This is a genomic window from Streptomyces sp. NPDC048462 (genome assembly GCF_043200175.1).
In the GTDB taxonomy this organism is placed as follows: domain Bacteria; phylum Actinomycetota; class Actinomycetes; order Streptomycetales; family Streptomycetaceae; genus Streptomyces.
The window spans coordinates 586,287-608,585 of record NZ_JBICXG010000001.1 but is presented as its reverse complement, the minus strand read 5'-3'; the positions used below and the strand labels follow the sequence as shown (position 1 = coordinate 608,585).

At 71.5% G+C, this 22,299-nt stretch carries 19 protein-coding genes; 8 read left to right on the top strand and 11 right to left on the bottom strand.

All coding sequences use genetic code 11. The features are described 5' to 3' along the window. The first annotated feature begins 44 nt into the window (after positions 1 to 44). Positions 45 to 713, top strand: a complete 669-nt coding sequence (locus tag ACGFU6_RS02540; protein WP_393607653.1) for a YoaK family protein — start codon at positions 45 to 47, stop codon at positions 711 to 713. A 210-nt stretch (positions 714 to 923) separates the two neighbouring features. Here ACGFU6_RS02540 and rpmG read toward each other — a convergent pair whose 3' ends face one another. Continuing rightward, positions 924 to 1,088, bottom strand: a complete 165-nt coding sequence (rpmG, locus tag ACGFU6_RS02535; protein ID WP_393607652.1) for a 50S ribosomal protein L33 — start codon at positions 1,086 to 1,088, stop codon at positions 924 to 926. A gap of 229 nt (positions 1,089 to 1,317) precedes the next feature. Between rpmG and ACGFU6_RS02530 the strand changes: the two genes are divergently transcribed. Continuing rightward, positions 1,318 to 1,611, top strand: a complete 294-nt coding sequence (locus ACGFU6_RS02530) for a hypothetical protein (protein ID WP_393607651.1) — start codon at positions 1,318 to 1,320, stop codon at positions 1,609 to 1,611. Between the two features lie 324 nt (positions 1,612 to 1,935). Further along, the gene (locus tag ACGFU6_RS02525) at positions 1,936 to 3,393 is read left to right on the top strand and encodes a PP2C family protein-serine/threonine phosphatase (RefSeq protein WP_393607650.1); all 1,458 of its coding nucleotides are present in this window, start codon (positions 1,936 to 1,938) and stop codon (positions 3,391 to 3,393) included. Positions 3,394 to 3,450: 57 nt separating this feature from the next. Here the strand turns inward: ACGFU6_RS02525 and ACGFU6_RS02520 are convergent, their stop codons facing one another. Further along, positions 3,451 to 4,950, bottom strand: a complete 1,500-nt coding sequence (locus tag ACGFU6_RS02520; protein WP_393607649.1) for a hypothetical protein — start codon at positions 4,948 to 4,950, stop codon at positions 3,451 to 3,453. A gap of 231 nt (positions 4,951 to 5,181) precedes the next feature. Between ACGFU6_RS02520 and ACGFU6_RS02515 the strand changes: the two genes are divergently transcribed. Beyond that, on the top strand, positions 5,182 to 6,318 hold the full coding sequence (locus ACGFU6_RS02515) for an aminoglycoside phosphotransferase family protein (RefSeq protein WP_393607648.1): 1,137 nt from the start codon (positions 5,182 to 5,184) through the stop codon (positions 6,316 to 6,318). A 103-nt stretch (positions 6,319 to 6,421) separates the two neighbouring features. On the opposite strand, the gene ACGFU6_RS02510 is transcribed toward ACGFU6_RS02515, so the two are convergent. Beyond that, positions 6,422 to 7,753, bottom strand: a complete 1,332-nt coding sequence (locus ACGFU6_RS02510) for an N-acetylmuramoyl-L-alanine amidase (RefSeq protein ID WP_393607647.1) — start codon at positions 7,751 to 7,753, stop codon at positions 6,422 to 6,424. Between the two features lie 297 nt (positions 7,754 to 8,050). Between ACGFU6_RS02510 and ACGFU6_RS02505 the strand changes: the two genes are divergently transcribed. After that, on the top strand, positions 8,051 to 10,264 hold the full coding sequence (locus ACGFU6_RS02505) for a germacradienol/geosmin synthase (RefSeq protein ID WP_393607646.1): 2,214 nt from the start codon (positions 8,051 to 8,053) through the stop codon (positions 10,262 to 10,264). Here the strand turns inward: ACGFU6_RS02505 and ACGFU6_RS02500 are convergent. From ACGFU6_RS02500 to ACGFU6_RS02485, 4 genes are all read right to left on the bottom strand, one after another. Continuing rightward, a complete protein-coding gene (locus ACGFU6_RS02500; RefSeq protein ID WP_393607803.1) occupies positions 10,240 to 12,474 on the bottom strand; it encodes a glycoside hydrolase N-terminal domain-containing protein in 2,235 nt (744 codons plus the stop codon). The genes ACGFU6_RS02505 and ACGFU6_RS02500 overlap by 25 nt on opposite strands. Positions 12,475 to 12,778: 304 nt before the next feature. Beyond that, a complete protein-coding gene (locus ACGFU6_RS02495; RefSeq protein ID WP_073738907.1) occupies positions 12,779 to 13,279 on the bottom strand; it encodes a hypothetical protein in 501 nt (166 codons plus the stop codon). Between the two features lie 116 nt (positions 13,280 to 13,395). Beyond that, the gene (locus tag ACGFU6_RS02490; RefSeq protein ID WP_393607645.1) at positions 13,396 to 13,803 is read right to left on the bottom strand and encodes an ACT domain-containing protein; all 408 of its coding nucleotides are present in this window, start codon (positions 13,801 to 13,803) and stop codon (positions 13,396 to 13,398) included. A 13-nt stretch (positions 13,804 to 13,816) separates the two neighbouring features. Then, on the bottom strand, positions 13,817 to 14,458 hold the full coding sequence (locus tag ACGFU6_RS02485; protein WP_393607802.1) for a CGNR zinc finger domain-containing protein: 642 nt from the start codon (positions 14,456 to 14,458) through the stop codon (positions 13,817 to 13,819). Positions 14,459 to 14,558: 100 nt separating this feature from the next. Between ACGFU6_RS02485 and ACGFU6_RS02480 the strand changes: the two genes are divergently transcribed. Then, positions 14,559 to 15,212: a pyridoxal 5'-phosphate synthase gene (locus tag ACGFU6_RS02480; protein ID WP_393607644.1), complete on the top strand. Its 654-nt coding sequence runs from the start codon at positions 14,559 to 14,561 to the stop codon at positions 15,210 to 15,212. Positions 15,213 to 15,270: 58 nt separating this feature from the next. On the opposite strand, the gene ACGFU6_RS02475 is transcribed toward ACGFU6_RS02480, so the two are convergent. From ACGFU6_RS02475 to ACGFU6_RS02460, 4 genes are read right to left on the bottom strand one after another with little or no spacing between them, the layout of a single operon-like run. Next, entirely contained in the window at positions 15,271 to 16,437 is a 1,167-nt protein-coding gene (locus ACGFU6_RS02475; protein ID WP_393607643.1) for a thiolase domain-containing protein, read from the bottom strand. Continuing rightward, a complete protein-coding gene (locus ACGFU6_RS02470; RefSeq protein ID WP_393607642.1) occupies positions 16,430 to 17,482 on the bottom strand; it encodes a thiolase domain-containing protein in 1,053 nt (350 codons plus the stop codon). Before ACGFU6_RS02470 ends, ACGFU6_RS02475 begins: the two co-directional genes overlap by 8 nt. Continuing rightward, complete coding sequence (locus ACGFU6_RS02465; protein ID WP_393607641.1) at positions 17,483 to 18,424, bottom strand: Zn-ribbon domain-containing OB-fold protein; 942 nt, start codon at positions 18,422 to 18,424, stop codon at positions 17,483 to 17,485. It lies immediately after the preceding gene. A gap of 15 nt (positions 18,425 to 18,439) precedes the next feature. Continuing rightward, positions 18,440 to 19,240 (bottom strand): crotonase/enoyl-CoA hydratase family protein, encoded by an 801-nt coding sequence (locus ACGFU6_RS02460; RefSeq protein WP_393607640.1) that lies wholly within the window; start codon positions 19,238 to 19,240, stop codon positions 18,440 to 18,442. Between the two features lie 166 nt (positions 19,241 to 19,406). On the opposite strand from ACGFU6_RS02460, the gene ACGFU6_RS02455 reads away from it, so the two are divergent. Together ACGFU6_RS02455 and ACGFU6_RS02450 are read left to right on the top strand one after the other, a co-directional pair. Beyond that, positions 19,407 to 21,035, top strand: a complete 1,629-nt coding sequence (locus ACGFU6_RS02455; RefSeq protein ID WP_393607639.1) for an acyl-CoA synthetase — start codon at positions 19,407 to 19,409, stop codon at positions 21,033 to 21,035. A gap of 160 nt (positions 21,036 to 21,195) precedes the next feature. After that, a complete protein-coding gene (locus ACGFU6_RS02450; RefSeq protein WP_393607638.1) occupies positions 21,196 to 22,269 on the top strand; it encodes a nitrous oxide reductase family maturation protein NosD in 1,074 nt (357 codons plus the stop codon). Positions 22,270 to 22,299 lie beyond the last annotated feature (30 nt).

Genomic DNA, 22,299 nt, shown 5'->3' with positions numbered 1-22,299 from the left:
GGACAACGCACCCCGCCGGGCCCGGCGGCAGCGAAAATGCGGCCATGCCGACTACCGACGCCCCCTCCGCCCCGGCCGGCCGTGACACCGTGGACGAGCCTCACGGTCATGCGGCCCTGCTGCTCCTGTCGGCGGCGTCCGGGGCGGCGGACGCGTTCGTCTTCATCTGCGTGGGCCAGGTATTCGCCGGGGTGATGACGGGCAACCTGGTCCTGCTGGGCGCGTCGGCCGCCGGGGCGGGCGAGGAAGGGGTGGCGCTGCGTGTCGTCACCGCGCTCCTCTCGTACGGCTGCGGGGTGGCCTGGGGTGCGGTGGCGGGCGAGCGGGTGTGGCGGCGGCTGCCGGTCATGCTGACGGCCGAGGTGGTGCTGCTCGCCGCGGGTGCGGTGCTGTGGGGGCTGGGTCTGATCACGTCGGGCGCGGACCGGCTGGGGCTGCTGGCTCTCATGGGGCTCGCGATGGGGATCCAGGGACGGCTGCGTGCCACGCCGACGAACTACTTCACCGGCACGCTGACCTCGCTTGTCGGCCGGCTGGCCGTGGGTTCGTGGCAGCGGGGCGACGGCTGGGTGGTCGGCCGGCTCGCGGCCGTGGTGGCGGGCGCGGGGGCAGCCGCGCTGGCCGTGCGAGAGCGGCCGGAGGCCGGGGCCGTGGCGGCGGCCGCGCTCGCGGCGGCGGCGCTGCTCGTCGAGGCCGCACCGCGTCGGCGGTGAGCCGGGACGGGAGTGCCGGGCACCGGAAAAAGGGGAAGCCCCGGCCGGATCGGGGGAATCCAGCCGGGGCGGTTCTTGGTGTGTGCGCTCAGCGCGCCATCACACATAGGTGAACGATAAACCATCGCCTCGCGTTCCCGGGAATCCGCACTCCGGACTGTGATCCAGAGCACGGACGCGGGAACGCGGGCACGGCGCACCGCTCCGCGCTCAGCGCTCCTCACGGAAGAGGACGTGCTGCCCGGCGGCGGGGTCGTACTTGCGCAGGACCAGCCGGTCGGGGTTGTTGCGACGGCTCTTGCGCGTCACATAGCTCTGCCCCGTACCCGCGGTCGAGCGGAGCGTGACGACGGGACGGGATTCACTTCGGGCCATGGTTACCTCCGTGCTCGCGAACCGAATCCGCACCAAGACGGTAACGGGATTCGTTTTCGTTCTGCCCGTCCAACGCCGCGTCGCCCGGTCGCATTCCCGCCCGGTCCGGCCCGGACCCCGAAGCCGGCAGCCGCGGCTCCGGCACTCCTCCGCGAGCCGTCACGCCAGGGCGTCACGATCGTTGACCGCAGTGCCCGGCACAGCGAACGACCGCCCGAGGAACGAGACCATGCACCTGAAGAACACCCTTTCCGCCGCCGCGGCCGCCGCGATGATCACCGCCTGCACGCTGACGGCGGCGGGCCCGGCGGCAGCCGCCGGCGGCACCGCGCCCGCGTGCGTGGCGCGCGAGGTCGTCAAGCAGGACAAGACGGCCTGGACGACGAACAACTGCGGCCGGAACATGCACATCAAGCTGGTCATCGACAACGGCCCCGACAAGCAGTGCTGGACCACGTTCCCCGGCGAGACCCTCAAGTGGACGTGGAAGGTGGGTTCGTACGGCCGCATCGCCGTCTGCTGAGGCGAGCGGCCGCACCCGGCCGGAGGCCTCGCCACCCAGCGGAGCCTCCGGCCCGCATATGCCCCGGCGTGGCGCGCCCGCCCCTGTGCGGAGCCGGCACGAACAGGCGCGCCGAAGGCCTGGGCACCCCGGACCACTTGCCTCAACGGCCTTGAAAAGAAAGGCTGTTCGAAAGGCAACCGCGCCGTTCAGCCGCTGACATATGCCAGAAGCAAGAACGCATCGAGTGTTGCCAAACCGCTTACGGGCCCCAGCCGGCTGTGCGACAGTCGTATTCGGTCCACCCTCAGACCTGGTTGTACCGCGCCTGTATCGGAGTACGTCATGCCGTCCCACCTGTCCGCGGACCGCCCCGCCCCCCAGCCGCCCGAGCGCGATGCCGTCGACGCGTTGATCAGCCGGACGCGTCGGCTGCGCGGCGATGTGGACGCGGTGCGGCGCGATGCCGTGGCGGTCGACGAGGACGATCCGCAGATGCGCTGGCAGCGCGCGCTCTGTGATCTGGCGGTCCATCACCTGGACGATCTCGGGGCGCACCTGGGACAGCTCAAGGAGGGACTGCCGCCCGAGGCCGCGGAGCAGCTCGCGGCCGAGCTGTCGCTGGGAACGGGGCAGGTACCCCTCAGTGAGGAGCGGCCGGGATCGCTGATCGGCCGGGTGGGCAGCGCCGAGTGGAATCTGCTGACGGACGAGGTCAGCTGGTCCGACGAGCTGCTCCAGATCTTCGGCCGGACCGCGCAGGCCGGGCCGCTCTCCCTGGACGATCTCCCCACCGCGCTCTTCCCCGAGGACCAGCCGGCGCTCACCGCTCTGGTGACGGACTGCCTGGTCGACGGGAAGCCGATAGACGGGGAGTTCCGGATCAACCGCCCCGACGGCGGGACCCGCACCCTGCACATGATGGGCGAGCCCGTCCTCGACGCCGACGGCTGCACCGCATCCATGTGGGCGGTCCTGCGCGACGTGAGCGAGTTGCGGCGCAGCCAGCAGACGGTGCGTCGCACCCAGGACTCGCTCCGCCGCCAGCAGCACATCGACCGCACGGAGCACCGGATCGCGGTCGAACTGCAGCAGGCCGTGCTCCCGCCGTGGCGGGGTTCACTGCGTCTTCCGGACCAGGGGCCCGGGGTGCTGGACATCGCGGCCCACTACCTCCCCTCCGGGTCCAGCGACCTGATCGGCGGCGGCTGGTACGACGCCATGGAACTGCCGGACGGCAGGACGCTGCTCACCGTCGGCGATCTGACCGGTCACGGCATCCAGGCCACCTCGGCCATGACGATGATCCTCGGCGCGCTGCGCGGCATGGCGATGGCCGGCATCGCCCCCGGGGCCCTGATGGGTCATCTGAACCAGCTGCTGGAGACGTCGGTCCAGCCCGCCCTCGGCAGCGCGGTGTGCTGCCGGTTCGACCCCGGGACCCGCACCCTGGACTGGGCGCAGGCCGGGCACCCCGCGCCGCTGCTGTTCCGCGACGGAACCGGGCGCCCGCTGCCCCAGCCCGACGGCGTCCTGCTCGGCGCGGCCTCGGGCGTCGCCTACGAGCAGGACGAGGCGCACCTGCTGCCCGGCGATGTGCTGGTGCTCCACACCGACGGCCTGGCCCGGACCGATGACGGGCGCGGCGGCCTCCGCCCGGGCACCGAGACACTGCTCGAACTCGCGCCGCGTTTCGCCGGGGCCCGTACGGCCCAGGACTGTGTACGCACCGTCGCCGAGGAGTTCGGCGGCAGCCCTCGGCTGGATGACGCGTGTGTGCTGATCGCCCGCATCGGCGCGTAGGCACCGGCACACCGCGCGCGGTGGCAAGGGCGCACCGAGCTACGCCCGCGCCCGGGGTCAGATCTCGGAGCTCCTGGTCCGCTGCTTGATGAGGGACCTCTGCGGCAGGGACCGCTCGATCTCCTCGCGCAGGTCCTCGATCTTCGCGTAGCCCGCGAACTGGCCGGTGAGCCGGTACATCTCGCGCAGCCGGTCCCAGGTGCGGTGCGAGGAGGTCTCCCCCATCGTCACCAGGGCGAGCCGGGCATAGCGGTCGGCCTGCTCCGGATCGTCGGCGATGAAGCACGCCGAGGCGAGCGAGATGTAGTCGAAGATCTTGGACCGCTGGCGCCCGTTGACCCGCAGTTCGAGTGCCTGCTTCGCGTGCCGCTGGGCGATGACGGCCGCCGCGGGCTCGTGCTCGGCCAGGGTGCGGAACGCGAGTGCCTGCATACCGTGCAGATCCGCCTCGTCGAACATCTGCATCCAGCTGGGCGGTGGGACATCGCCCTTGTCCGAGATGAAGAGCTCCTCGGCCAGGCCCAGCGTGCGCCGCATGGCCTGGCCCCGGCCCAAGGAGGCCTGTGCCCAGGCCTCGATGGTGTGCAGCATGGCCTGGGTGCGTGGCAGGACCATGTCGCCCGAGCCGGACTTGGCGAGCTTCATGAGGTCGAGCGCGTCGTCCGGGCGGCCCAGGTGGACCATCTGGCGGGCCGCCCTGGACAGGGCCTCGCCCGCGCGCGGGCGGTCGCCGCCCTCGCGCGCCGCGTGCGCCGCGATGACGAAGTACTTCTGTGCCGTCGGTTCGAGGCCGATGTCGTGCGACATCCACCCCGCGAGTACGGCGAGGTTGGCAGCGACGCCCCAGAGGCGGCGCTGCAGATGGTCGGGATGGCGGTAGGCCAGCATGCCGCCCACCTCGTTGAGCTGGCCCACCACGGCCTTGCGCTGGAGACCGCCGCCCCGGGAGGCGTCCCAGGCGCGGAACACCTCCACGGACCGCTCCAGCGCCTCGATCTCCTGCGAACCGATGGGCGCGGCCTCGTACCGGTCGAAGCCGGCCGGGTCCGCGTGCACGGGATCGTCGGTGCGTGGCGCGTCGGCCGCCAGTACGGGGTCGGTGTGCAGCCAGTCGTGCATGGGGCCGGCGATGGTGGAGCCGGCGGCGAGCGCGGCGCCCGCGCTCACCAAGCCGCGTCGGTTGAGCATGAGGTCCATTCCCGTGAATTCGGTGAGGACCGCTGCCGTCCGCTCGGGCGCCCAGGGGAGTTGGTCGGGATTGTTTTCCGTCCCGGTATCTCGCCGTTTCCCCACACGCCCGCGTCGGCCGAACCCGAGGTCCTCGATGGTCACGACACGACCGAGCCGCTCGGTGAACAGGGCTGCCAGCACTTTGGGAACGGGATCGCGGGGGGACTCCCCCATGTCGATCCAGCGTCTCACCCGCGAGGTGTCGGTGGCGAGCTGGGGGTGGCCCATGGCCGCCGCCTGCCTGTTCACCATTCTCGCGAGTTCGCCCTTGGACCAGCCGGCAAGGCCGAACAGGTCCGACAGACGGGTGTTGGGTTCTCCGGTCACGTCAAGCCCCCAGGTTCTCGGCTGTGTTGACAGTAACCCCCTGTCAGATGCCCTGCGACTATTCGCCAGGGTCCGCCAGGGTCCGCCAGATGGTCTGCCACCCTCGCGCCGGTGTCAGGTAGGAAAGCGCCACCCCGCCCGGCAGCCCTAGGTACTCCCCAGGGTGCCGAACGGCCGCCGGCCGGGGCGGCGCACGCAACTTGTCGGCGCACGAAGGGATCTGTCTCGCCCATGTACACAGCATCGTCCTCCGTGTCCGCCCCGCCCCGGCCGCTCCGTCCTCTCGGGTCGGGCGGCGGACCGTATCTCGACCCCCGCGCCGCTGTTCCGGCGCCCGGCATGGGTCGGGCCCGGCGCATGGCAGGGCCGGGCGCCCAATCGCTCAGCGGAAGACTGGACCTGTCCGGCCCGCAGGGCGCGCAGCTGAGGATGGCGATCGCCTCGGTGCACCGGATCTGCCCGGAGTTCAACCCGGTGCAGGTGCTGCGGCGCAGCGGCCGTTCGGTCCTGCTCGTCGGTTCCACCGGACGGGCGACCGCGGTGGCCAAGTGCTTACTTGACCACTCCCCGGCGTGGTCGGAGCGGTTCCGCCACGAAATAGCGGCATACCGGGCGTTCGTCCGGCACCGCCCGCCGGTACGGGTTCCCCGGCTCATCGCGGCGGACCCGGAGAACTGCACCCTGGTCATCGAACGGATGCCCGGCCGGGTGGCGGCACTGACGAGGCATCCGTCGGAGGCACCACCGCGGGCCGACCTGCGGGCGGTGCTCGGAGCGGTCAGCCGGGTCAACGCCTGGCGGCCGCCGCCCGGTCTCTTCGAGGCCCCGCTGGACTACGCGGCGCGCATCTCGCGCTACCACGAGCTGGGGCTGTTCACCGATCGCGACCTGGGCGATCTGCAGAAGCTCCTCCACGGTCTGGCCCACGCGGGCGGCCGTCAGGGGATGGGGCAGTTCTGTCACGGTGACGCGCTGCTCTCCAACATCCTGCTGTCGCCCACCGGTCCGGTGCTGGTCGACTGGGAGCACGCCGGCTGGTATCTGCCGGGGTACGACCTGGCGACGCTGTGGACGGTGCTGGGCGACGCACCGGTGGCCCGGCGTCAGATCAGCCAGCTCGCCCAGGTCGCGGGCCCGGCGGCGCGGGACGCCTTCCTCGTCAACCTGATGCTCGTACTGACGCGGGAGATCCGCACCTACGAGACGGCCGTGCAGCGGGCCATGCGGGACACCGCGGCCCCCCGGGCCGGCCAGGACCGGCCGGGCGCCCTCTCCTCGGGTGAGGAGCAGCGCCTGTTGCTGCGCAGGCTGCATGACGACTGCGCGCTCGCAAGGCGGGCCGTACGAGCCGCGGTCGGCACTCGCTGACCCTCCCGGGGGACGCGTGCTGCGGGTCCGGTGCCGACACACCGGACCCGCAGCACGCTGTGTCGCGCCCGCCGCCGGACGGGCGCGCTCAGTGGACGCGCTCTCAGTGCGCGCGGACGATGTCCACGTCGGCGGCCTTCACGAAGGCGATGCGGTGCCCGATCTGGACGGTCACGTACTTCTCCTTGCCCCGGAAGAAGGAGTGGTCCAGCGGGAGCGAGGCATCGATCGTCGGGGCGTAGTAGAAGCCGGTGGGGGCCTCGCCGCCGCCGGGGTAGGACTGGCCCGCCTTGATCGTGTACTGGAGCGGCGTACCGACCCGCTGGTCCGCGAAGCCCTCGGGGTACTCGGACTTCTCCGGGTAGGCCACGCCGTACACCGGCACCTCGGCCCGGCCCGCCTTCGGCCGCACGACGTAGCCCGCGCTGGGGGTGGTGGTGCGGGCGCCGGCCGGTGTCTCGAACCAGGCCTTCCGGCCGTACCACCAGATCGCCGTCCAGCCGGGCGCGTGGCCCGCGACGACGGCCTGCTGGGTCGCGCTGATCTTGCTGCCCCAGTCGGCGGCGCAGTTGGTGCCGGGCGAGCCGTCCGTGTGCAGGCCCGGGTCGGAGAAGAGCGGTGCGTCGGTGGCGGGCTCCGTGTGGAGCGGGACGGCGCTGGAGCCCTGGACGGGCAGGTCGACCTTCTTCTCGCAGTCGCGGAACGCCTGCTTGTTGTCCTTGAACCGCGGGCTGACGGTGACGAGTTCGCTGTTCTTGCGGGCGGTCGGCACGGTGGGCCTGCCGAGCAGGGCCATGAAGCGGTTCCAGTCCCAGTAGGTGCCCGGGTCCCAGTGCATGCCGGCGGTGCCGGCGGCGCTGGTGGGCGGCACCCCGTCGTGGCCGATGATGTGCTGGCGGTCGAGCGGGATGTCGTACTTGGCGGCGAGGTAGCGCACCAGTGCGGCGGTCGAGCGGTACATCTCGGGGGTGTACCACTTGGCGCCGTCCACGGCGACGCCCTCCTGCTCGATGCCGATGGAGTTGGAGTTGAGGTACCAGTTCCCGGCCTGCCAGGCGACGTCCTTGTCCTTGACCATCTGGGTGACGTGGCCGTCGCCGGAACGCACCACGTAGTGGGCGGAGGTCTGCTTCAGCGGGTTCTGGAAGATGTCCAGGGTGGTGTCGAAGTCCTCCTCGGTGTCGTGGAGGACGATGAACTTGATCTTGTTGCTGTGCGGCCGGTCCGCGGTGTCGTAGTTGCCGTACGTCTCCTTGTCGGCCGGGTCGCCGGTCTGCTGGTAGGCGGCCGGGACCCAGTCGCATTCGAGGCCGCGCGGGCATTCGGGCCGCACCCCGTCCGCACCGGCCTGCGCCGTGGGACTGAGCAGCGCGAGACTCAGCGCGCCAACGGTGGTGAACGCGACCGCGAGTCCGGTCCTCTGCTTGGACGTCATGACGACCCTTCTTGGAGCTGTGCGCTTTCCGGGCTTTGCGTCGTGCGCGCACACTCTGTGACCTGAGGTGAGAGGACGTCAAGAGCGTTGCGGGGGCAACGAATCGAACCAGTGGACCAGACCACTGGCAGGGGTGCTGACCTGCGAAGGGCGATGAGACACGGGTTTCTGGCGACGCCACAATTTATGTGACTAATCGAGCTGGTGCGTGCCCCGAACGGCCGAGGGGTAGTGCTCGCGCGGACACGACGAACCGCGTGACACTCACGCGGAGGCTCATCGAAAGGCCGTACGCACATGGCTCAGCCCTTCACCCTGCCGGACTTCTACGTTCCGTATCCGGCGCGGCTCAATCCTCACGTCGAGGAGGCCCGACAGCACACCAAGGGGTGGGCACGCGCCATAGGAATGCTGGAGGGGTCGGGCATCTGGGAGGAGAAGGACCTCGATTCCCACGACTACGCGCTGCTGTGCGCGTACACCCACCCCGACTGCTCGGCCGAGGCGTTGTCGCTGGTGACCGACTGGTACGTGTGGGTCTTCTTCTTCGACGACCACTTCCTGGAGCTGTTCAAACGCACCCCGGACCGGGCGGGCGGCAAACGGTATCTGGACCGGCTGCCCGCCTTCATGCCGATGGAGCGCGGTGCGCCGACGCCCGAGCCGGAGAACCCGGTGGAGGCGGGGCTGGCCGATCTGTGGGCGCGGACCGTGCCGACGATGTCCGACGGCTGGCGGGCGCGGTTCGCCGAGTCGACGAGGAACCTGCTCAACGAGTCGCTGTGGGAACTCGCGAACATCAACGAGGGCCGCATCGCGAACCCCGTCGAGTACATCGAGATGCGCCGCAAGGTGGGCGGAGCGCCGTGGTCGGCGGGGCTGGTGGAGTACGCGGCCGGCGCCGAGGTGCCCGACGCGGTGGCCGGTGAACGGGCGCTGCGGGTGCTGCGCGACGCCTTCTCCGACGCCGTCCACCTGCGCAACGACCTCTTCTCGTACCAGCGCGAGGTCGAGGACGAGGGCGAGAACAGCAACGGTGTGCTGGTCCTTGAGCACTTCCTGGGCTGCTCGACCCAGGAGGCCGCCGAGTCGGTGAACGATCTGCTGACGTCGCGGCTCCAGCAGTTCGAGAACACCGCCCTCACCGAACTCGGTCCGCTCTGCTCCGAGCGGGCGCTCGATCCGGCGCAGACCGCGGCGGTCCTGGCGTACGTCAAGGGCCTCCAGGACTGGCAGTCCGGCGGACACGAGTGGCACATGCGCTCCAGTCGCTACATGAACGGCGGAGGGGCCGCGCAGGCGACTCCGGGCTTCGGGATGGCGGCCGCCTCGATCCGGTTCACTCCCCGGTCGGAGTCGGCCAGGCTGCGCAGTCACACGTATCTGCCCTACCAGCATGTCGGCCCGTCCCTGCTGCCCGATTTCGACCTGCCGTTCGGCACGACGCTCAGTCCGCATCTGGGCGGGGCCCGGCTGCGGCTCGTCGACTGGTCCTCGCGAATGGGCATCCTGGAGTCGCAGCCGGGGGTGCCCGGCTCGCACATCTGGGACGAGGAACGGCTGCTGGCGATCGATCTGCCGCTGTGCGCTGCGGGCATCCACCCCGACGCCACCCCTGACGAACTCGACCTGTCCTCCCAGTGGCTGGCCTGGGGAACGTACGGTGACGACTGGTTCCCGGTGGTCCACGGGCGCGCCCGTGACCTGGCGGGGGCGAAGGTGGCCAACGCGCGGCTGTCCATGTTCATGCCGCTGGACGGGACGCCCGCGCCCGAGCCGGTCAACGCGCTGGAGCGCGGGCTGGGAGACCTGTGGGAACGCACGGCGGCGCCGATGGACGAGAGCGGCCGGCGGGCCTTCCGTACCTGCGTCGAGGACATGACGGCGAGCTGGGTGTGGGAGCTCGCGAACCAGGCGCAGAACCGGATCCCCGACCCGGTGGACTACGTCGAGATGCGGCGCATGACCTTCGGTTCGGATCTGACGATGAGTCTGTGCAGGCTGGGGCACGGCAGGAAGGTTCCGCCGGAGATCTACGACACCGGCCCGCTGCGTTCCCTGGAGAACGCGGCGGCGGACTACGCCGCGCTGCTCAACGACCTGTTCTCGTACCAGAAGGAGATCGAGTACGAGGGCGAGGTGCACAACGGCGTCCTGGTGGTGCAGAACTTCTTCGGGGTGGACTATCCGACCGGGATGCGGCTCGTGTACGACCTGATGAAGTCGCGGCTGCGGCAGTTCCTGCACGTCGCCGAGCACGAACTGCCGGTTTTGTACGACGACTTCGGGCTGGATGACGAGGCGCGCGAGATCCTGGCGGGCTATGTGCTGGAGCTGAAGCACTGGATCGCGGGGATCCTGATCTGGCACCGGGGCTGCCGGCGCTACCGCGAGGAGGATCTGCGGCGGGGCACGGCGGCCCCGTGGCACCTGAGCGGTCCCACGGGGCCAGGCACTTCCTCCGCCCGGATCTCCTCGCTGTTCGGTCAGCTCTCGGGGGTCAGTGTGTAGCTCTGTCCCGCGAGCGCCCGGAAGGTCTTCGAGCCGCTCGGGAACAGGGTGCCGGCGACGGTGACGTCGCGGGTACGGCTCGCCGTGACGACCACGCGGCGGGCCGTGCCCGAGGACCATTCGATGTCGACGGTGAATCCGCCCCGGGCGCGCAGGCCGCGCACCGATCCCTGCGGCCAGGATGCCGGGAGCGCGGGGAGGATCTCGACGGTGTCGTGCTGGCTCTGCAGCAGCATCTCCGCGACGCCGGACGCGGCGCCGAAGTTCCCGTCGATCTGGAAGGGCGGGTGGGTGTCCCAGAGGTTGGGCAGGGTGGAGCTCTTCAGCTGCTCCGAGAGCATCTTGTGCGCGTGGTCGCCGTCCCGCAGCCGCGCCCAGAAGTTGATCTTCCAGGCCTTGGACCAGCCGGTGCCGCCGTCACCTCGGGCGCCGAGGGAGACCTTGGCCGCCTCGGCCCACCGGCTCCCGGCCTCGATCTGCCGTCCGGGGTGGAGGCCGAAGAGGTGGGAGACGTGGCGGTGGTCGTCGGCCGGGTCGTCCCGGTCGGTCTTCCACTCCTGGAGCTGGCCCCAGGAACCGGTCCGCAGGCCGGGGTCGAGCTGGCCCAGGGCGGTTTCCAGCCTGCCCCGGAAGGCCGCGTCGTCGCCCAGGGTGCCGGCGGCCTCCAGGGTGCTGGTGAGGAGGTCGTGGACGATCTGCTGGGACATCGCGGCACCGGCGGTGAAGTCCCCGTGCTCGGGCGAGTAGCTCGGGGTGACGACGAGCAGCCCGTCACGGGGGTCGGTGCGCAGATTGGCAAGCCAGAACTCCGCGGCCTCCTTCATCGCCGGGTAGGCGGTGGCGCGGAGGTAGTCGGTGGAGCCGTTGAACCGGTAGTGCTCGTACATCTGCTGGGTGAGCCAGGCGGCGGCCTCGGGGAACCAGAACGAGGTGGAGTAGTCGTGCACGCCGGTGAAGCCGTAGGGGTTGGTCTCGTTGTGCACGACCCAGCCGGCGCTGCCGAACATCTCCTTCGCCGTCCGCCGGCCGGGCTCGCGCATGGCCTCGACGTAGCGGTCGTAGGGAGCGGTGGTCTCGGCGAGGTTGGTGACCTCCGCGAGCCAGTAGTTCATCTGGATGTTGATGTTGGTGTGGTAGTCGGCGGACCAGGGCGGGGTGGTGGAGTTGTTCCAGACGCCCTGGAGGTTGGCGGGCAGTGAGCCCTCGCGCGAGGAGGCGATCAGCAGGTAGCGCCCGTACTGGAAGAAGAGCACCTCCAGGGCCCGGTCCGCCAGGGTGTCACCTCCGGTGTACCCGCTGAGCAGCTGGTCGGTGGGCAGGTCGGGCAGTTGCTGGCCGACGTCGAGCGCCACTCGGTCGAAGAGGGCGCGGTGGTCGGCGGTGTGGGTGTCGCGGACCTGCTCGTAGGGGGCGCCGGCCGCAGCGTCGACGGCGGCGGTGACCTTGTCGTGCGGGTCCGCGCCCCGGTAGTCGGGATAGGTGTCCGCGTAGTCGGTGCCGGCGGCGAGGAAGAACCAGGCGCTGTCGGCGCCGGTGACGGTGAGGCTGCCGTCGGCGCCGGCGGTGACGGTGCCGCCCTGGGTACGGACCCGGAGCTGGGCCTCGAAGCGGAGTCCGTTGTCCTTGAGCGCGCCTCGTACGGTGAGCCGGTCGCCGGCGGCGGCCGCGGTGCAGTCGGCGCGCGGTGAGGTGTAGCGCAGCGTGAGGGTCACCTGTCCCGGCCGGTCCGCCGTGAACCGTCCGCCGATTACCCCGCCCGGGTGCGAGACGAAGTACTCCCTGCTGTGGGCGGCCCCGTCCCGGGTGTAGCCGACCGTCGCGAGTGCGGTACGCAGATCGAGGGCGCGGCGGTAGGAGGCGTCGGGGGCGGCCGGGGCGCCCGGCACGTCGATCAGCAGGTCCCCGAAGACCTGGTAGGCGCCGTAGCCCCGACGGGACTGGCCGAGCTCCGCGACGACCGCGTCGGGGCCGAGGGCGCCGTCGGAGTCGAGGCGCCGGCGGACGTCGTCGAGGGCGTCGGGTCTGGGGGCGGTCCAGTTCCCGAAGTCGTAGCCGTCGGCCGAGCCCGGCCCGCCCGACCACAGGGTCTTCTCGTTGAAGGTGAGACGTTCGGTGGCGAGCGTGCCGTGGACGCTCGCACCGAGGGCGCCGCCCCCGATGGGCAGGGATTCACGCTCCCAGTCGGCGGCCGGTGCGAGGTAGTGGAGCACCGGGTTGGGCAGCTCCCTCTTGGCTCCCGCCTTCACCGATTCATCGGAGGTACCGGCGACAGCGGCCGTACCGGATAATCCTGGAACTCCCAGCGTCAGAGCTCCAGTTGCGCCGATCGCTGTCTTCATCGTGGTGCGTCGCGTCATCCCGGATGTCATGCCGAATGACGGTAGAGGTCCGACGACTAATAAAACAAGACGCGTGACAAAGTCGCCTCCTGAGCAGAGGCGAACGCGTTCGGACGGAAGTGCCGCCGCCGGACCGGACGGCGCGGGCCCTGCGACGGCCCGGCGTGGGTGCGGCTCAGCCCTGCTGGAAGAGTTCCGCGGGCAGCGGCTTCAGGAGCGTGTAGAGGTCATCGGTGATCGGACGGTCCCAGCTGGCGATCGTGACGAGCACGCCGTCGCTGCGGTCGAACTGGACGCAGGCGATCCGGCTCTCGGAGAGCTTGACGCGGCGGACGATCAGCAGGTTGTCACCCTGCATGACAGGCATGTCCTCGGTCCCGGTGACCTCGACCGGCTCGTCGTTCTCCAGCGCGAGCAGCAGCTGGGCCACCTCGAAGGGGACCTGGCCCTCCTCGGTCTCGCGGGCGGGCGAGCCCTCCGGGAGGTTGCCGATGATCATCGCTGGGCCGCGGCCGCCGAACAGGTCGTAACGGAGGAAGACGCCCTGACAGCTCCCGTCGGGGGCGGGCAGCAGGCCGGCGCCGAGGTTTCCGGGCCAGTCCCCGGGGTCCATGGCCAGGACGTCGAAGTCGGGGCCCGCGGGTGTGGCGGCGCTACGGCGGCGGAGGAAGGACATGCGGACATGTTACGTGGCCGGGCTCACCTCGCGGAGCCCGGTCCCCGCAGGGCCCGGGCGCATGCCGCAGGGGCACTCGCCGGCCTATGCCGCAGGGGTACCCGCCCGGCATCCCGTCACCCCACCTCCGACTCCGCCGCCAGCCTCTCCAGTACGGCGACGGCCCCGGCCGCCCGGCCGTACGGCACGAAGAGGTGGTCGTGATGGAATCCGGCCACCACGTTGCAGCTGATCCCCGCGTCGGTGAGGGCGAGCGAGACGGCCGCGGTGAGTCCGACGGCTTCCAGCGCCGAGTGCACGCGGAGCGTGATCCAGCCCGCCGGGTAGGAGTGGTCAAGACCGGCGGCCACGGCCTCGGGCTCCGGCAGCACCAGCGTGAGCCCCTCGGCCTCACTGACTGTGACGACGGGAGAGGCGCCGGCGGGCACCACGCCGTCGGGCACGCTCGCGAAGACGTAGCGGCCGGGGTGGAGCTCGGGGCGCAGGTCGCTCAGCAGGGTACGGAGGTCGCTCTCGGCGGTCACACCGCCAGGCTACCTACGGTGTGCGGTGCCGCTCGTGATGGCGTGCGACACGGGCGCGGTTGCCGCAGGACGGCTTGCACCACTCCTGGCGCGGGTGCTCCTTGACGAAGTAGCGCACGCAGCGGGGGGCGTGGCAGGCACGCAGCTCCGCCCGGCCGGGCCCGGCCAGGAAGCCGATGACGGCGCGGGCGAGGGCGGCGGGAAGCGCGTCCGCGGCCGAACCCCCGGCCGGATGGTCGTGGGCGACGGGCCCCCCGTCCCGCGGCCACTCCAGGCGCGGCACGGCGGGTACGGCTGCGGCGGCCCCGTTCAGCAGGCCGATCGCCGTCTCGACGGGGATCAGCCGTGCCGCGTCGGCGGGGCTCGGGTCACCGGGGCGCACAGCACGCGCGAAGAGCGCCCGTGCGGCATCGCGGAGGGATCGTACGGCGGCGAGGTCCGCGCCGTTCGCCGTCCAGCCGGCGGGGGCCCGGACCCGGGCGAGCAGGTCCGGCCGTTCGCGGACCCACCGGGTCAGGCCGGCCGGGCTGTCGAGGTCGTCCGCGACCCCGCCCCGCCCGTCGTGCCGGATCGTGAGGGTCAGGTCGAGCGCGAGCCGGGTTCCGGCCGTCGGGCTGCCGGGCGTGCGGCCGGCGGACGTACGGCTGTCGGGCATGCTGCTGTCAGGCATGTCGCTAATGGTAGCGTCACGCTAAACCATTAGCCGTAGGCCGTCGCGCTGGTGCGGTCACCGCGGCGCCACAGAGGAGGACGGCATGACCGGACTGCGGAAGCTGCTGCGCGACATCGAGGTGTTCGAGGGCGAGTTGCCCGTGTTCGATCCTCGGACGGCGCCGGAGGACCCGGCCGAGCTGTTCACCCAGTGGCTGCTGCACGCGATGGAGACCGGGGTGCGGGAGCCGCATGCGATGACCCTCTCCACGGCGGGCGCGGACGGAAATCCGACGGCCCGCACCCTCATCCTCAAGGACGTCACGGCACAGGGCTGGCAGTTCGCCTCGGACTCGGGCGGCGTCAAGGGGCGTGATCTGGCCGTCCGGCCCTTTGCCGCGCTCACGTTCTACTGGTCGCCGCTGGCCCGGCAGGTCAGGGTTCGCGGCCCGGTGACAGCGGAGAGCGCCGAGCTGAGCGCCGCCGATTTCCGGGCCCGTGGGGCGGCGGCGAGGGCGGAGACGCTCATCGGCCGGCAGAGCGGCCCGCTGAGTGATCCCGCCGAGCGCGACGCGGCGGTCCGCCGGTCGCTGGAGCGGCTGGAGCGGGAGCCGGATCTCGTACCACCGGACTGGACGCTGCATACCGTGCGGCCGCAGAGCGTGGAGTTCTGGCAGGGGGACCCGCAGCGCAAGCACACCCGGCTCAACTACCGTTTCCAGCAGGGCGGCTGGGTGCGCGAGCTGCTGTGGCCGTGAGCCGGCCGCCTGCCGGACGGGCCGCGGGACTCGGTGGCCCGCCCGGGACGGCGTGGGGTCAGCGCGTGGGAGGTTCGGCTCCGACCAGCCACATGGAGAAGAACTGCGCCCCGCCCCCGTAGGCGTGCCCGAGTGCCCGGCGGGCGCCGTCCACCTGGTGCTCCCCCGCGCCGCCGCGTACCTGGAGGGCCGCCTCGGCGAAGCGGATCATGCCGGAGGCGCCGATGGGATTGGTGGAGAGCACCCCGCCCGAGGGGTTCACCGGCAGGTCGCCGTCGAGTTCGGTGACGCCGGCCTCGGTGAGCTTCCAGCCCTCTCCCTCGTCCGCGAAGCCGAGGTTCTCCAGCCACATCGGCTCGTACCAGGAGAACGGGACGTACATCTCGACGGCGTCGATCTCCCGGCGCGGGTCGCTGATCCCGGCCTGCCGGTAGACGTCGGCGGCGCAGTCCTTGCCGGCCTGCGGCGAGACGAAGTCCTTGCCGGCGAAGAGGGTCGGTTCGCTGCGCATCGCGCCCCCGTGCACCCAGGCGGGCGGGCGCGGCGACCGCTCCGCGCCCGCCCGGTCGGTGAGGATCATCGCGCAGGCCCCGTCGGAGGACGGGCAGGTCTCCGAGTAGCGGATCGGGTCCCAGAGCATCGGCGCCGACTGGACCTTCTCCAGGGTGATGCCCGGGTCGTGGATGTGCGCGTACGGGTTCTTCAGGGCGTTGCGCCGGTCCTTGTAGGCGACGAGCGAGCCGACGGTGTCGGGCGCGCCGGTGCGGCGCATGTAGGCCCGCACGTGCGGGGCGAAGAATCCGCCCGCGCCGGCCAGCAGGGGCTGCTGGAACGGGATGGGCAGCGAGAGGCCCCACATCGCGTTGGACTCGGACTGCTTCTCGAAGGCCAGGGTGAGGACGGTGCGGTGCACCCGGGCGGCGACGAGGTTGGTGGCGACGAGCGCCGTCGAGCCGCCGACCGAGCCCGCGGTGTGGACCCGGAGCATGGGCTTGCCGACCGCGCCGAGGGCGTCGGCCAGGTAGAGCTCCGGCATCATCACGCCCTCGAAGAAGTCGGGCGCCTTGCCGATGACCACGGCGTCGATGTCCGCCCAGGTCAGTTCGGCGTCCTTCAGGGCGGCGACGGCGGCCTCGCGGACGAGTCCGGCGAGCGAGACGTCGTGGCGGGCGGCGACGTGCTTGGTCTGGCCGACGCCGACGACGGCCACGGGCTCCTTAGGCATGGGTGCTCTCCCCTTCGAGGACGGCGACCAGGTTCTGCTGGAGGCAGGGGCCGGACGTGGCGTGGGCGAGCGCCCGGTCGGACTCCCCGCGATGGATGCGGGCGGCGGCCTCACCGAGGCGGATCAGCCCGGCGGCCATCACCGGGTTGGCGGCGAGCGCGCCGCCGGACGGGTTGACGCTGACCTCGTCACCGAGGCCGAGCGCCTTTCGCAGCACCACTTCCTGGGAGCTGAACGGGGCGTGCAGCTCAGCGGTGTCGACGGGCCGTTCGAAGACCCCGGCGCGTTCGGCGGCGAGCCGGGTCGACGGTGACTCGGTCAGCTCGCGCACTCCGAGGCCGTGGGCCTCGATGCGGTGGTCGATGCCTCGGATCCAGGCGGGCCGCTCGCACAGCGCCCGCGCGGTGTCGCCGGCGGCGAGGATCACGGCGGCGGCGCCGTCACCGATGGGCGGGCAGTCGCCGGTGCGCAGCGGCCGCACGAGGTAGTCGCCGGCCGGCACGTCGCCGCTGAGCTGGGCGTACGGGTTGTCCGACGCGGCCGCGCGGCTGCGGGTGGCGATGGCCGTGAGCGCGCTTTCGTCGGTGTCGCCCGCGTCGATGAGTGCCTGGGCCTGGAGGGCGGCGAGTGCGACGGAGTCGGGCCAGAGCGGGGCGGTGTAGTAGGGGTCGAGCTGGCGGGTGAGCACGTCGCGCACCTGGCCGGGCGAGGACTTCCCGTAGGCGTAGACGAGTGCCGTGTCCGCCTCGCCGGTCTGGATCTTCACCCAGGCCTCGTACAGGGCCCAGGCCCCGTCCATCTCGACGTGGGACTCGGAGATCGGCGGGTGCGCGCCGACGCCGTCGAGCGCCATGGTGAAGGAGAAGGCGCGGCCGGCGAGGTAGTCGCTGGAGCCGGAGCAGGTGAAGTCGATGCCGCTGGTCCGCAGGCCGGTCGCGTCCAGGACCTGGTGCAGGACGGGCATCAGCATCTCGACTTCGGAGAGTTCGTCGGTGCGGCGCAGATGGTCGGTCTGCGCGAAGGCGACGATCGCTACGTCCCGCATCTAGACCAGCTCCTTGTACGCGTCGTAGTCGGCGTCCGGTTCACCGGTCGGCCGGTAGTGGTCGGGATGGCGGCTTCCCTCGGTCCAGACGGGTTCGACGCGCAGGCCCATCCGCACCTGGTCGTACGGAATGCCGCCGATCCGTGCGTGCAGGGCGAGGTCGGCGCCGTCCAGGGCGATGTGCGCGTAGACGTAGGGGACCTCGATGTCGAGGTTCTTGGCCTTGATGTTGACGACGCAGTAGGTGGTGACCGTGCCGCGGGGTCCGACCTCGACCCGTTCGTCGGTGGCGACGCCGCAGGTGGGGCAGGCGCCGCGCGGTGGTACGTACACCTTGCGGCAGGACGGGCAGCGCTCGCCGACGACCCGCCGGTCCGCCAGGGCTTCCAGGTAGGCGCTCTGGGCGCGGCCCGGGGAGTAGGTGTAGTCGAGGCGGGCGGGGGTGACGATCCCGGTGACGGGCTCGTCGAACTCACCGTCGTGCGGGGAGCTTTCGCCGGGGTCGCTGTCGTACGGTTCGAAGCAGGCGATGTCCGTGATGGCTCCGGTGCGGTCCCCGGCCCAGCGGACGCGGACGCGCATGCCGGTGCGGACGGCCTGGGGGCCGGGTGCGTCCAGGACGTGCAGGAGTGCGGTGTCGGCTCCGTCGAGGCGGACGAGCACCCAGGCGAAGGGGGTGTCCAGGGGCTGGTCGCGGCGGGGGTGCGGGTTCCAGGCCCAGGTGGTGACGGTGCCGGTGGCGGCGACCTCGACCAGGTCGTGGATCTCCTCCGCGGTGACGGGATCGTACTCGACGGGCGGGACCAGGACCTTTCCGTCGCCGGTCCGCACACCCAGCACGGTGCGTTCGCGCAGTCCGGTGAGGAACGCGCTCTGGACCGGGCCGAGGGAGCGGGTGAAGGGGAATTCGACCACCAGCGGTGCGCTGAGGATGTCGGGCACGGGTGCTCCTATGGGTCAGGCGCGTCGGTAGACCGGCGGGCGCTTCTCGGCGAAGGCGCGGGCGCCCTCCTTGGCGTCGGCGGTGGCGAAGACCGGCCAGCCGCGCTTGAGTTCGGCGGCGAGGCCGTCGGTCTCGGTCATCTCGGCGCTCTCGTACACCGATGCCTTGACCTCTTCGACGGCGAGCGGGCCGCAGGCGTTGATCTGTTCGGCGACCGCGAGGGCCGCTTCCAGCGCGGTGCCGTCGGGGACGACCCGGCCGATCAGTCCGATCGCCGCCGCCTCGCCGGCGTCGTACGGGCGGCCGGTGAGCAGCATCTCGAGTGCGTGGGTCCGGGCGATCTGGCGGGGCAGCCGGACGGTGGAGCCGCCGATGGGGAAGAGTCCGCGTCTGACCTCGAAGAGGCCGAAGGTGGCGCTCTCCCCCGCGATGCGGATGTCGGTGCCCTGGAGGATTTCGGTGCCGCCCGCCACGCAGTGGCCCTCGACCGCGGCGATGACCGGTTTGCGGGGGCGGTGGTGACGCAGCATGGCCTTCCAGTGCAGGTCGGGGTCGGCCTTCATCCGGTCCCGGTACTGCTCGCCGCCCATGGAACCGCCCGCGAGGGCCTTGAGGTCCATGCCGGCGCAGAAGCAGCCGCCGGAGCCGGTGAGGACGACGGAGCGGATCCCGTCGTCCGCGTCGGCGGCCAGCCAGCCGTCGTACAGGCCGACCAGCATCGGCAGCGAGAGCGCGTTCTTGGCTTCCGGCCTGTTCAAGGTGAGCACCAGTGTGGCGCCTTCGCGCTGCACGGTGAGGTGTTCCGTACCGCCCATGGTCTGTCTCCCGTCGTAAGGCTAGAACAGGTTGCAGTAGTCGGGGAGGCAGTTCAATAGTTTTCTGACAGTCAGTCAGTTTTCTTCGCCGGGCCCCCTTCCCACTTGTGCCGGTCGGCGCTCTAATGACCGCCGGGCCACTCAGCAACCGGGGTCAGGAGGAACGGTGGAGTACAACCTTGCCGACCTGTTCGAATCGGTCGTCGACGCTGTCCCGGAACGCGAGGCGCTCGTCTACCTCGACCACCCGGGGACGGGCGCCGAGCGCCGGCTCACCTACGCGGAGCTCGACGCGGCGGCGAACCGTGTCGCCCATCATCTGATCGGGGCCGGCATCACCCCCGGCGAGCACCTGGGCCTGCACCTGTACAACGGCGTCGAGTACCTCCAGACGGTCCTGGCCTGCCTGAAGGCCCGCATCGTCCCGGTCAACGTCAACTACCGCTACGTGGAGGAGGAACTGGTCTACCTCTACCGGGACGCGGACCTGGCGGCGCTCGTCTTCGACGCCGAGTTCGACGAGCGCGTCGCGGCGGCCGCGCCGCAGGCGCCCGAGCTCCGCCATCTCGTCCGGGTGGGGACGCCCGAGCAGGGGGTACCGGGTCCGGACGCCGTCGCGTTCGCGGCGGCCGAGGCCGAGGGAGCTCCGGGGCGCGGCTTCGCCCCCCGCTCGCCCGACGACCAGTTCATCATCTACACGGGCGGCACCACGGGCATGCCCAAGGGAGTGATGTGGCGCCAGGAGGATCTCTTCTTCTCCGGCCTCGGCGGCGGCGCGCCGACCGGTGAGGCGGTGAAGACCCCGCAGGAGCTGGCCGAGCGGGTCGCGGCGGGCGGGGAGGGCATCACCTTCTTCCCCACTCCCCCGCTGATGCACGGCACCTCGACGCTCACGGCGTTCATCGGCTTCAACTTCGGGCAGCGGGTCGTGCTGCACCGCAAGTTCGTGCCGCACGAGGTCCTTCGCACGATCGAGCGGGAGAAGGTCACCAGCGTGTCGCTGGTCGGCGACGCGATGCTGCGGCCGCTCATCGACGCCCTGAAGGGACCGCTGAAGGGCACCGACTGCTCGTCGATGTTCTCCGTCTCCAGCTCGGGCGCCGTGATGTCCGACTCGGTGCGGGCGGAGTTCCAGGCGCTCGTGCCCAATGTGATGCTGCTGAACAACTTCGGCTCGTCCGAGTCCGGTTTCAACGGCACCGCGACGGCCGACTCCGGGCCGAAGAACGGCTTCCGGCTGCGGATGAACTCCCGTACGGCGGTGGTCGATCCGGCGACCTTCGAGCTTGCGGCGCCGGGCGTGCCGGGGCGGATCGCCCAGCGCGGTCACGTACCGCTCGGCTACTACAACGACCCGCGCAAGACGGCCGAGACGTTCTTCCGCAAGGGCGAGGAGCGGTGGGTGCTGCTCGGGGACATGGCGACGGTCGACGCCGAGGGCATCGTGACCGTGCTCGGGCGGGGTTCGCAGTGCATCAACACCGGGGGCGAGAAGGTGTATCCGGAGGAGGTCGAGCAGGCGCTCAAGGCCCATCCGGACGTGTACGACGCGCTGGTCGCCGGCGCGCCCGACGCGCGCTGGGGCAGCCAGGTCGCCGCCGTGGTGCAACTGCGCGAGGGCGCCGACGTCCCCTCGCTCGACGACGTCCAGGCACACTGCCGGACCCGGCTGGCCGGCTACAAGATCCCCCGGCACCTGGTGATCGCCCCGCAGATCCGGCGCTCCCCCAGCGGCAAGGCGGACTACCGGTGGGCCCGCTCGGTCGTCGCGCCCGCCGGCCCGGCCGAGGCCTGAGCCGGGCGCGGAGGGCCGGCGCCCGTATCACCCGAGTGCGCGGCCCCGCGTGCGCCGCGGACACGGCCCGCGGCGCACGGCGTAAGCCATTCGGGCACGTCCGGTGCCCAACCGCTCACCCTGCGTGGCATCGGGGGGTGATCGCCCATAGCGTCGGCTCATGAGGAAACGACACTTCACATGCCTCGTGAGCATCGCAGCCGTCTCGGCCGCCGGACTGGGCGCGGCCGTGCCGTCGGCCTCGGCCGCTGCGGCCGGCGGCCGTGTGGTGTATCCGGGCCAGTCGATCCAGGCCGCCGTGGACGCCGCACGGCCGGGTGACACCATCGTCGTGCGGCCCGGCACCTACCGCGAGAGCGTGCTGATCAGCACGCCGGACCTGACCCTGCGCGGCTCCGGGGACCGTACGGTCATCGTGCCGGACACCAACCGCGCGCAGCCGGACAACGCGTGCGCGAAGGCCGGCAACGGCGTCTGCGTCCTGGGCACGGCCCAGCACACCGTGGACGGCGTGTCCGTCCGGTCCCTCGCGGTCACCGGATTCGCCAAGAGCGGCGTCTGGGCGTCCTGGACGGACCGGCTGGAGGTCCGGGACGTGACCGCGGGGTCCAACGGCACCTGGGGCATCGCCCAGCAGCGCTCCACCCGCTCCGACATCCGTGACAACACCGCCCGCGCCAACGGCGACGCGGGCATCTTCGTCGCCAACAGCGTCGACGAGGAAGGCGGCGCGACCGACACCCGGGGCACCCGCGTCCGGGGCAACACACTCACCGACAACCGGATCGGGTTCACCGCACGCCGCGTGCGGAACCTGCTCGTCCACGACAACACCCTCACCGCCAACTGCACCGGCGTGTTCGTCGTCGGCGACGAGGGAACGCCGAAGGCCGGCGCCATGACCATCCGGTCCAACCGGATCACCGGGAACAACAAGTTCTGCGCCGCCACCGACCGGCTGCCCGCGCTCCAGGGCTCCGGCATCGTGCTCACCGGCACCGAGACCACCCAGGTGCGCTCCAACGTGATCCGGGACAACGTCGGTGCCACACCGCTCTCGGGCGGCGTCGTGCTGTTCAAGAGCTTCGTCGGAGCGAAGAACACCGACAACACCATCACCGGCAACGTGGTCACGGGCAACCGGCCGGCCGACCTGGCCAACGAGGACACCGGCACGGGCAACGACTTCACCGGCAACGTCTGCACGACGTCCGCACCGGCCGGAATGTGCTGACCGGTGCGCCCCCGTACGAGGAGAAGCGAG

Coding starts and splice junctions, on each gene's coding strand:
- ACGFU6_RS02480 (WP_393607644.1), top strand. CDS start 14,559: ATGACCGGACTGCGGAAGCTGCTGCGCGACATCGAGGTGTTCGAGGGC.
- ACGFU6_RS02510 (WP_393607647.1), bottom strand. CDS start 7,753: ATGACGTCCAAGCAGAGGACCGGACTCGCGGTCGCGTTCACCACCGTT.
- ACGFU6_RS02515 (WP_393607648.1), top strand. CDS start 5,182: ATGTACACAGCATCGTCCTCCGTGTCCGCCCCGCCCCGGCCGCTCCGT.
- ACGFU6_RS02475 (WP_393607643.1), bottom strand. CDS start 16,437: ATGCCTAAGGAGCCCGTGGCCGTCGTCGGCGTCGGCCAGACCAAGCAC.
- ACGFU6_RS02495 (WP_073738907.1), bottom strand. CDS start 13,279: ATGTCCTTCCTCCGCCGCCGTAGCGCCGCCACACCCGCGGGCCCCGAC.
- rpmG (WP_393607652.1), bottom strand. CDS start 1,088: ATGGCCCGAAGTGAATCCCGTCCCGTCGTCACGCTCCGCTCGACCGCG.
- ACGFU6_RS02540 (WP_393607653.1), top strand. CDS start 45: ATGCCGACTACCGACGCCCCCTCCGCCCCGGCCGGCCGTGACACCGTG.
- ACGFU6_RS02470 (WP_393607642.1), bottom strand. CDS start 17,482: ATGCGGGACGTAGCGATCGTCGCCTTCGCGCAGACCGACCATCTGCGC.
- ACGFU6_RS02460 (WP_393607640.1), bottom strand. CDS start 19,240: ATGGGCGGTACGGAACACCTCACCGTGCAGCGCGAAGGCGCCACACTG.
- ACGFU6_RS02530 (WP_393607651.1), top strand. CDS start 1,318: ATGCACCTGAAGAACACCCTTTCCGCCGCCGCGGCCGCCGCGATGATC.
- ACGFU6_RS02450 (WP_393607638.1), top strand. CDS start 21,196: ATGAGGAAACGACACTTCACATGCCTCGTGAGCATCGCAGCCGTCTCG.
- ACGFU6_RS02525 (WP_393607650.1), top strand. CDS start 1,936: ATGCCGTCCCACCTGTCCGCGGACCGCCCCGCCCCCCAGCCGCCCGAG.
- ACGFU6_RS02485 (WP_393607802.1), bottom strand. CDS start 14,458: ATGCCCGACAGCCGTACGTCCGCCGGCCGCACGCCCGGCAGCCCGACG.
- ACGFU6_RS02505 (WP_393607646.1), top strand. CDS start 8,051: ATGGCTCAGCCCTTCACCCTGCCGGACTTCTACGTTCCGTATCCGGCG.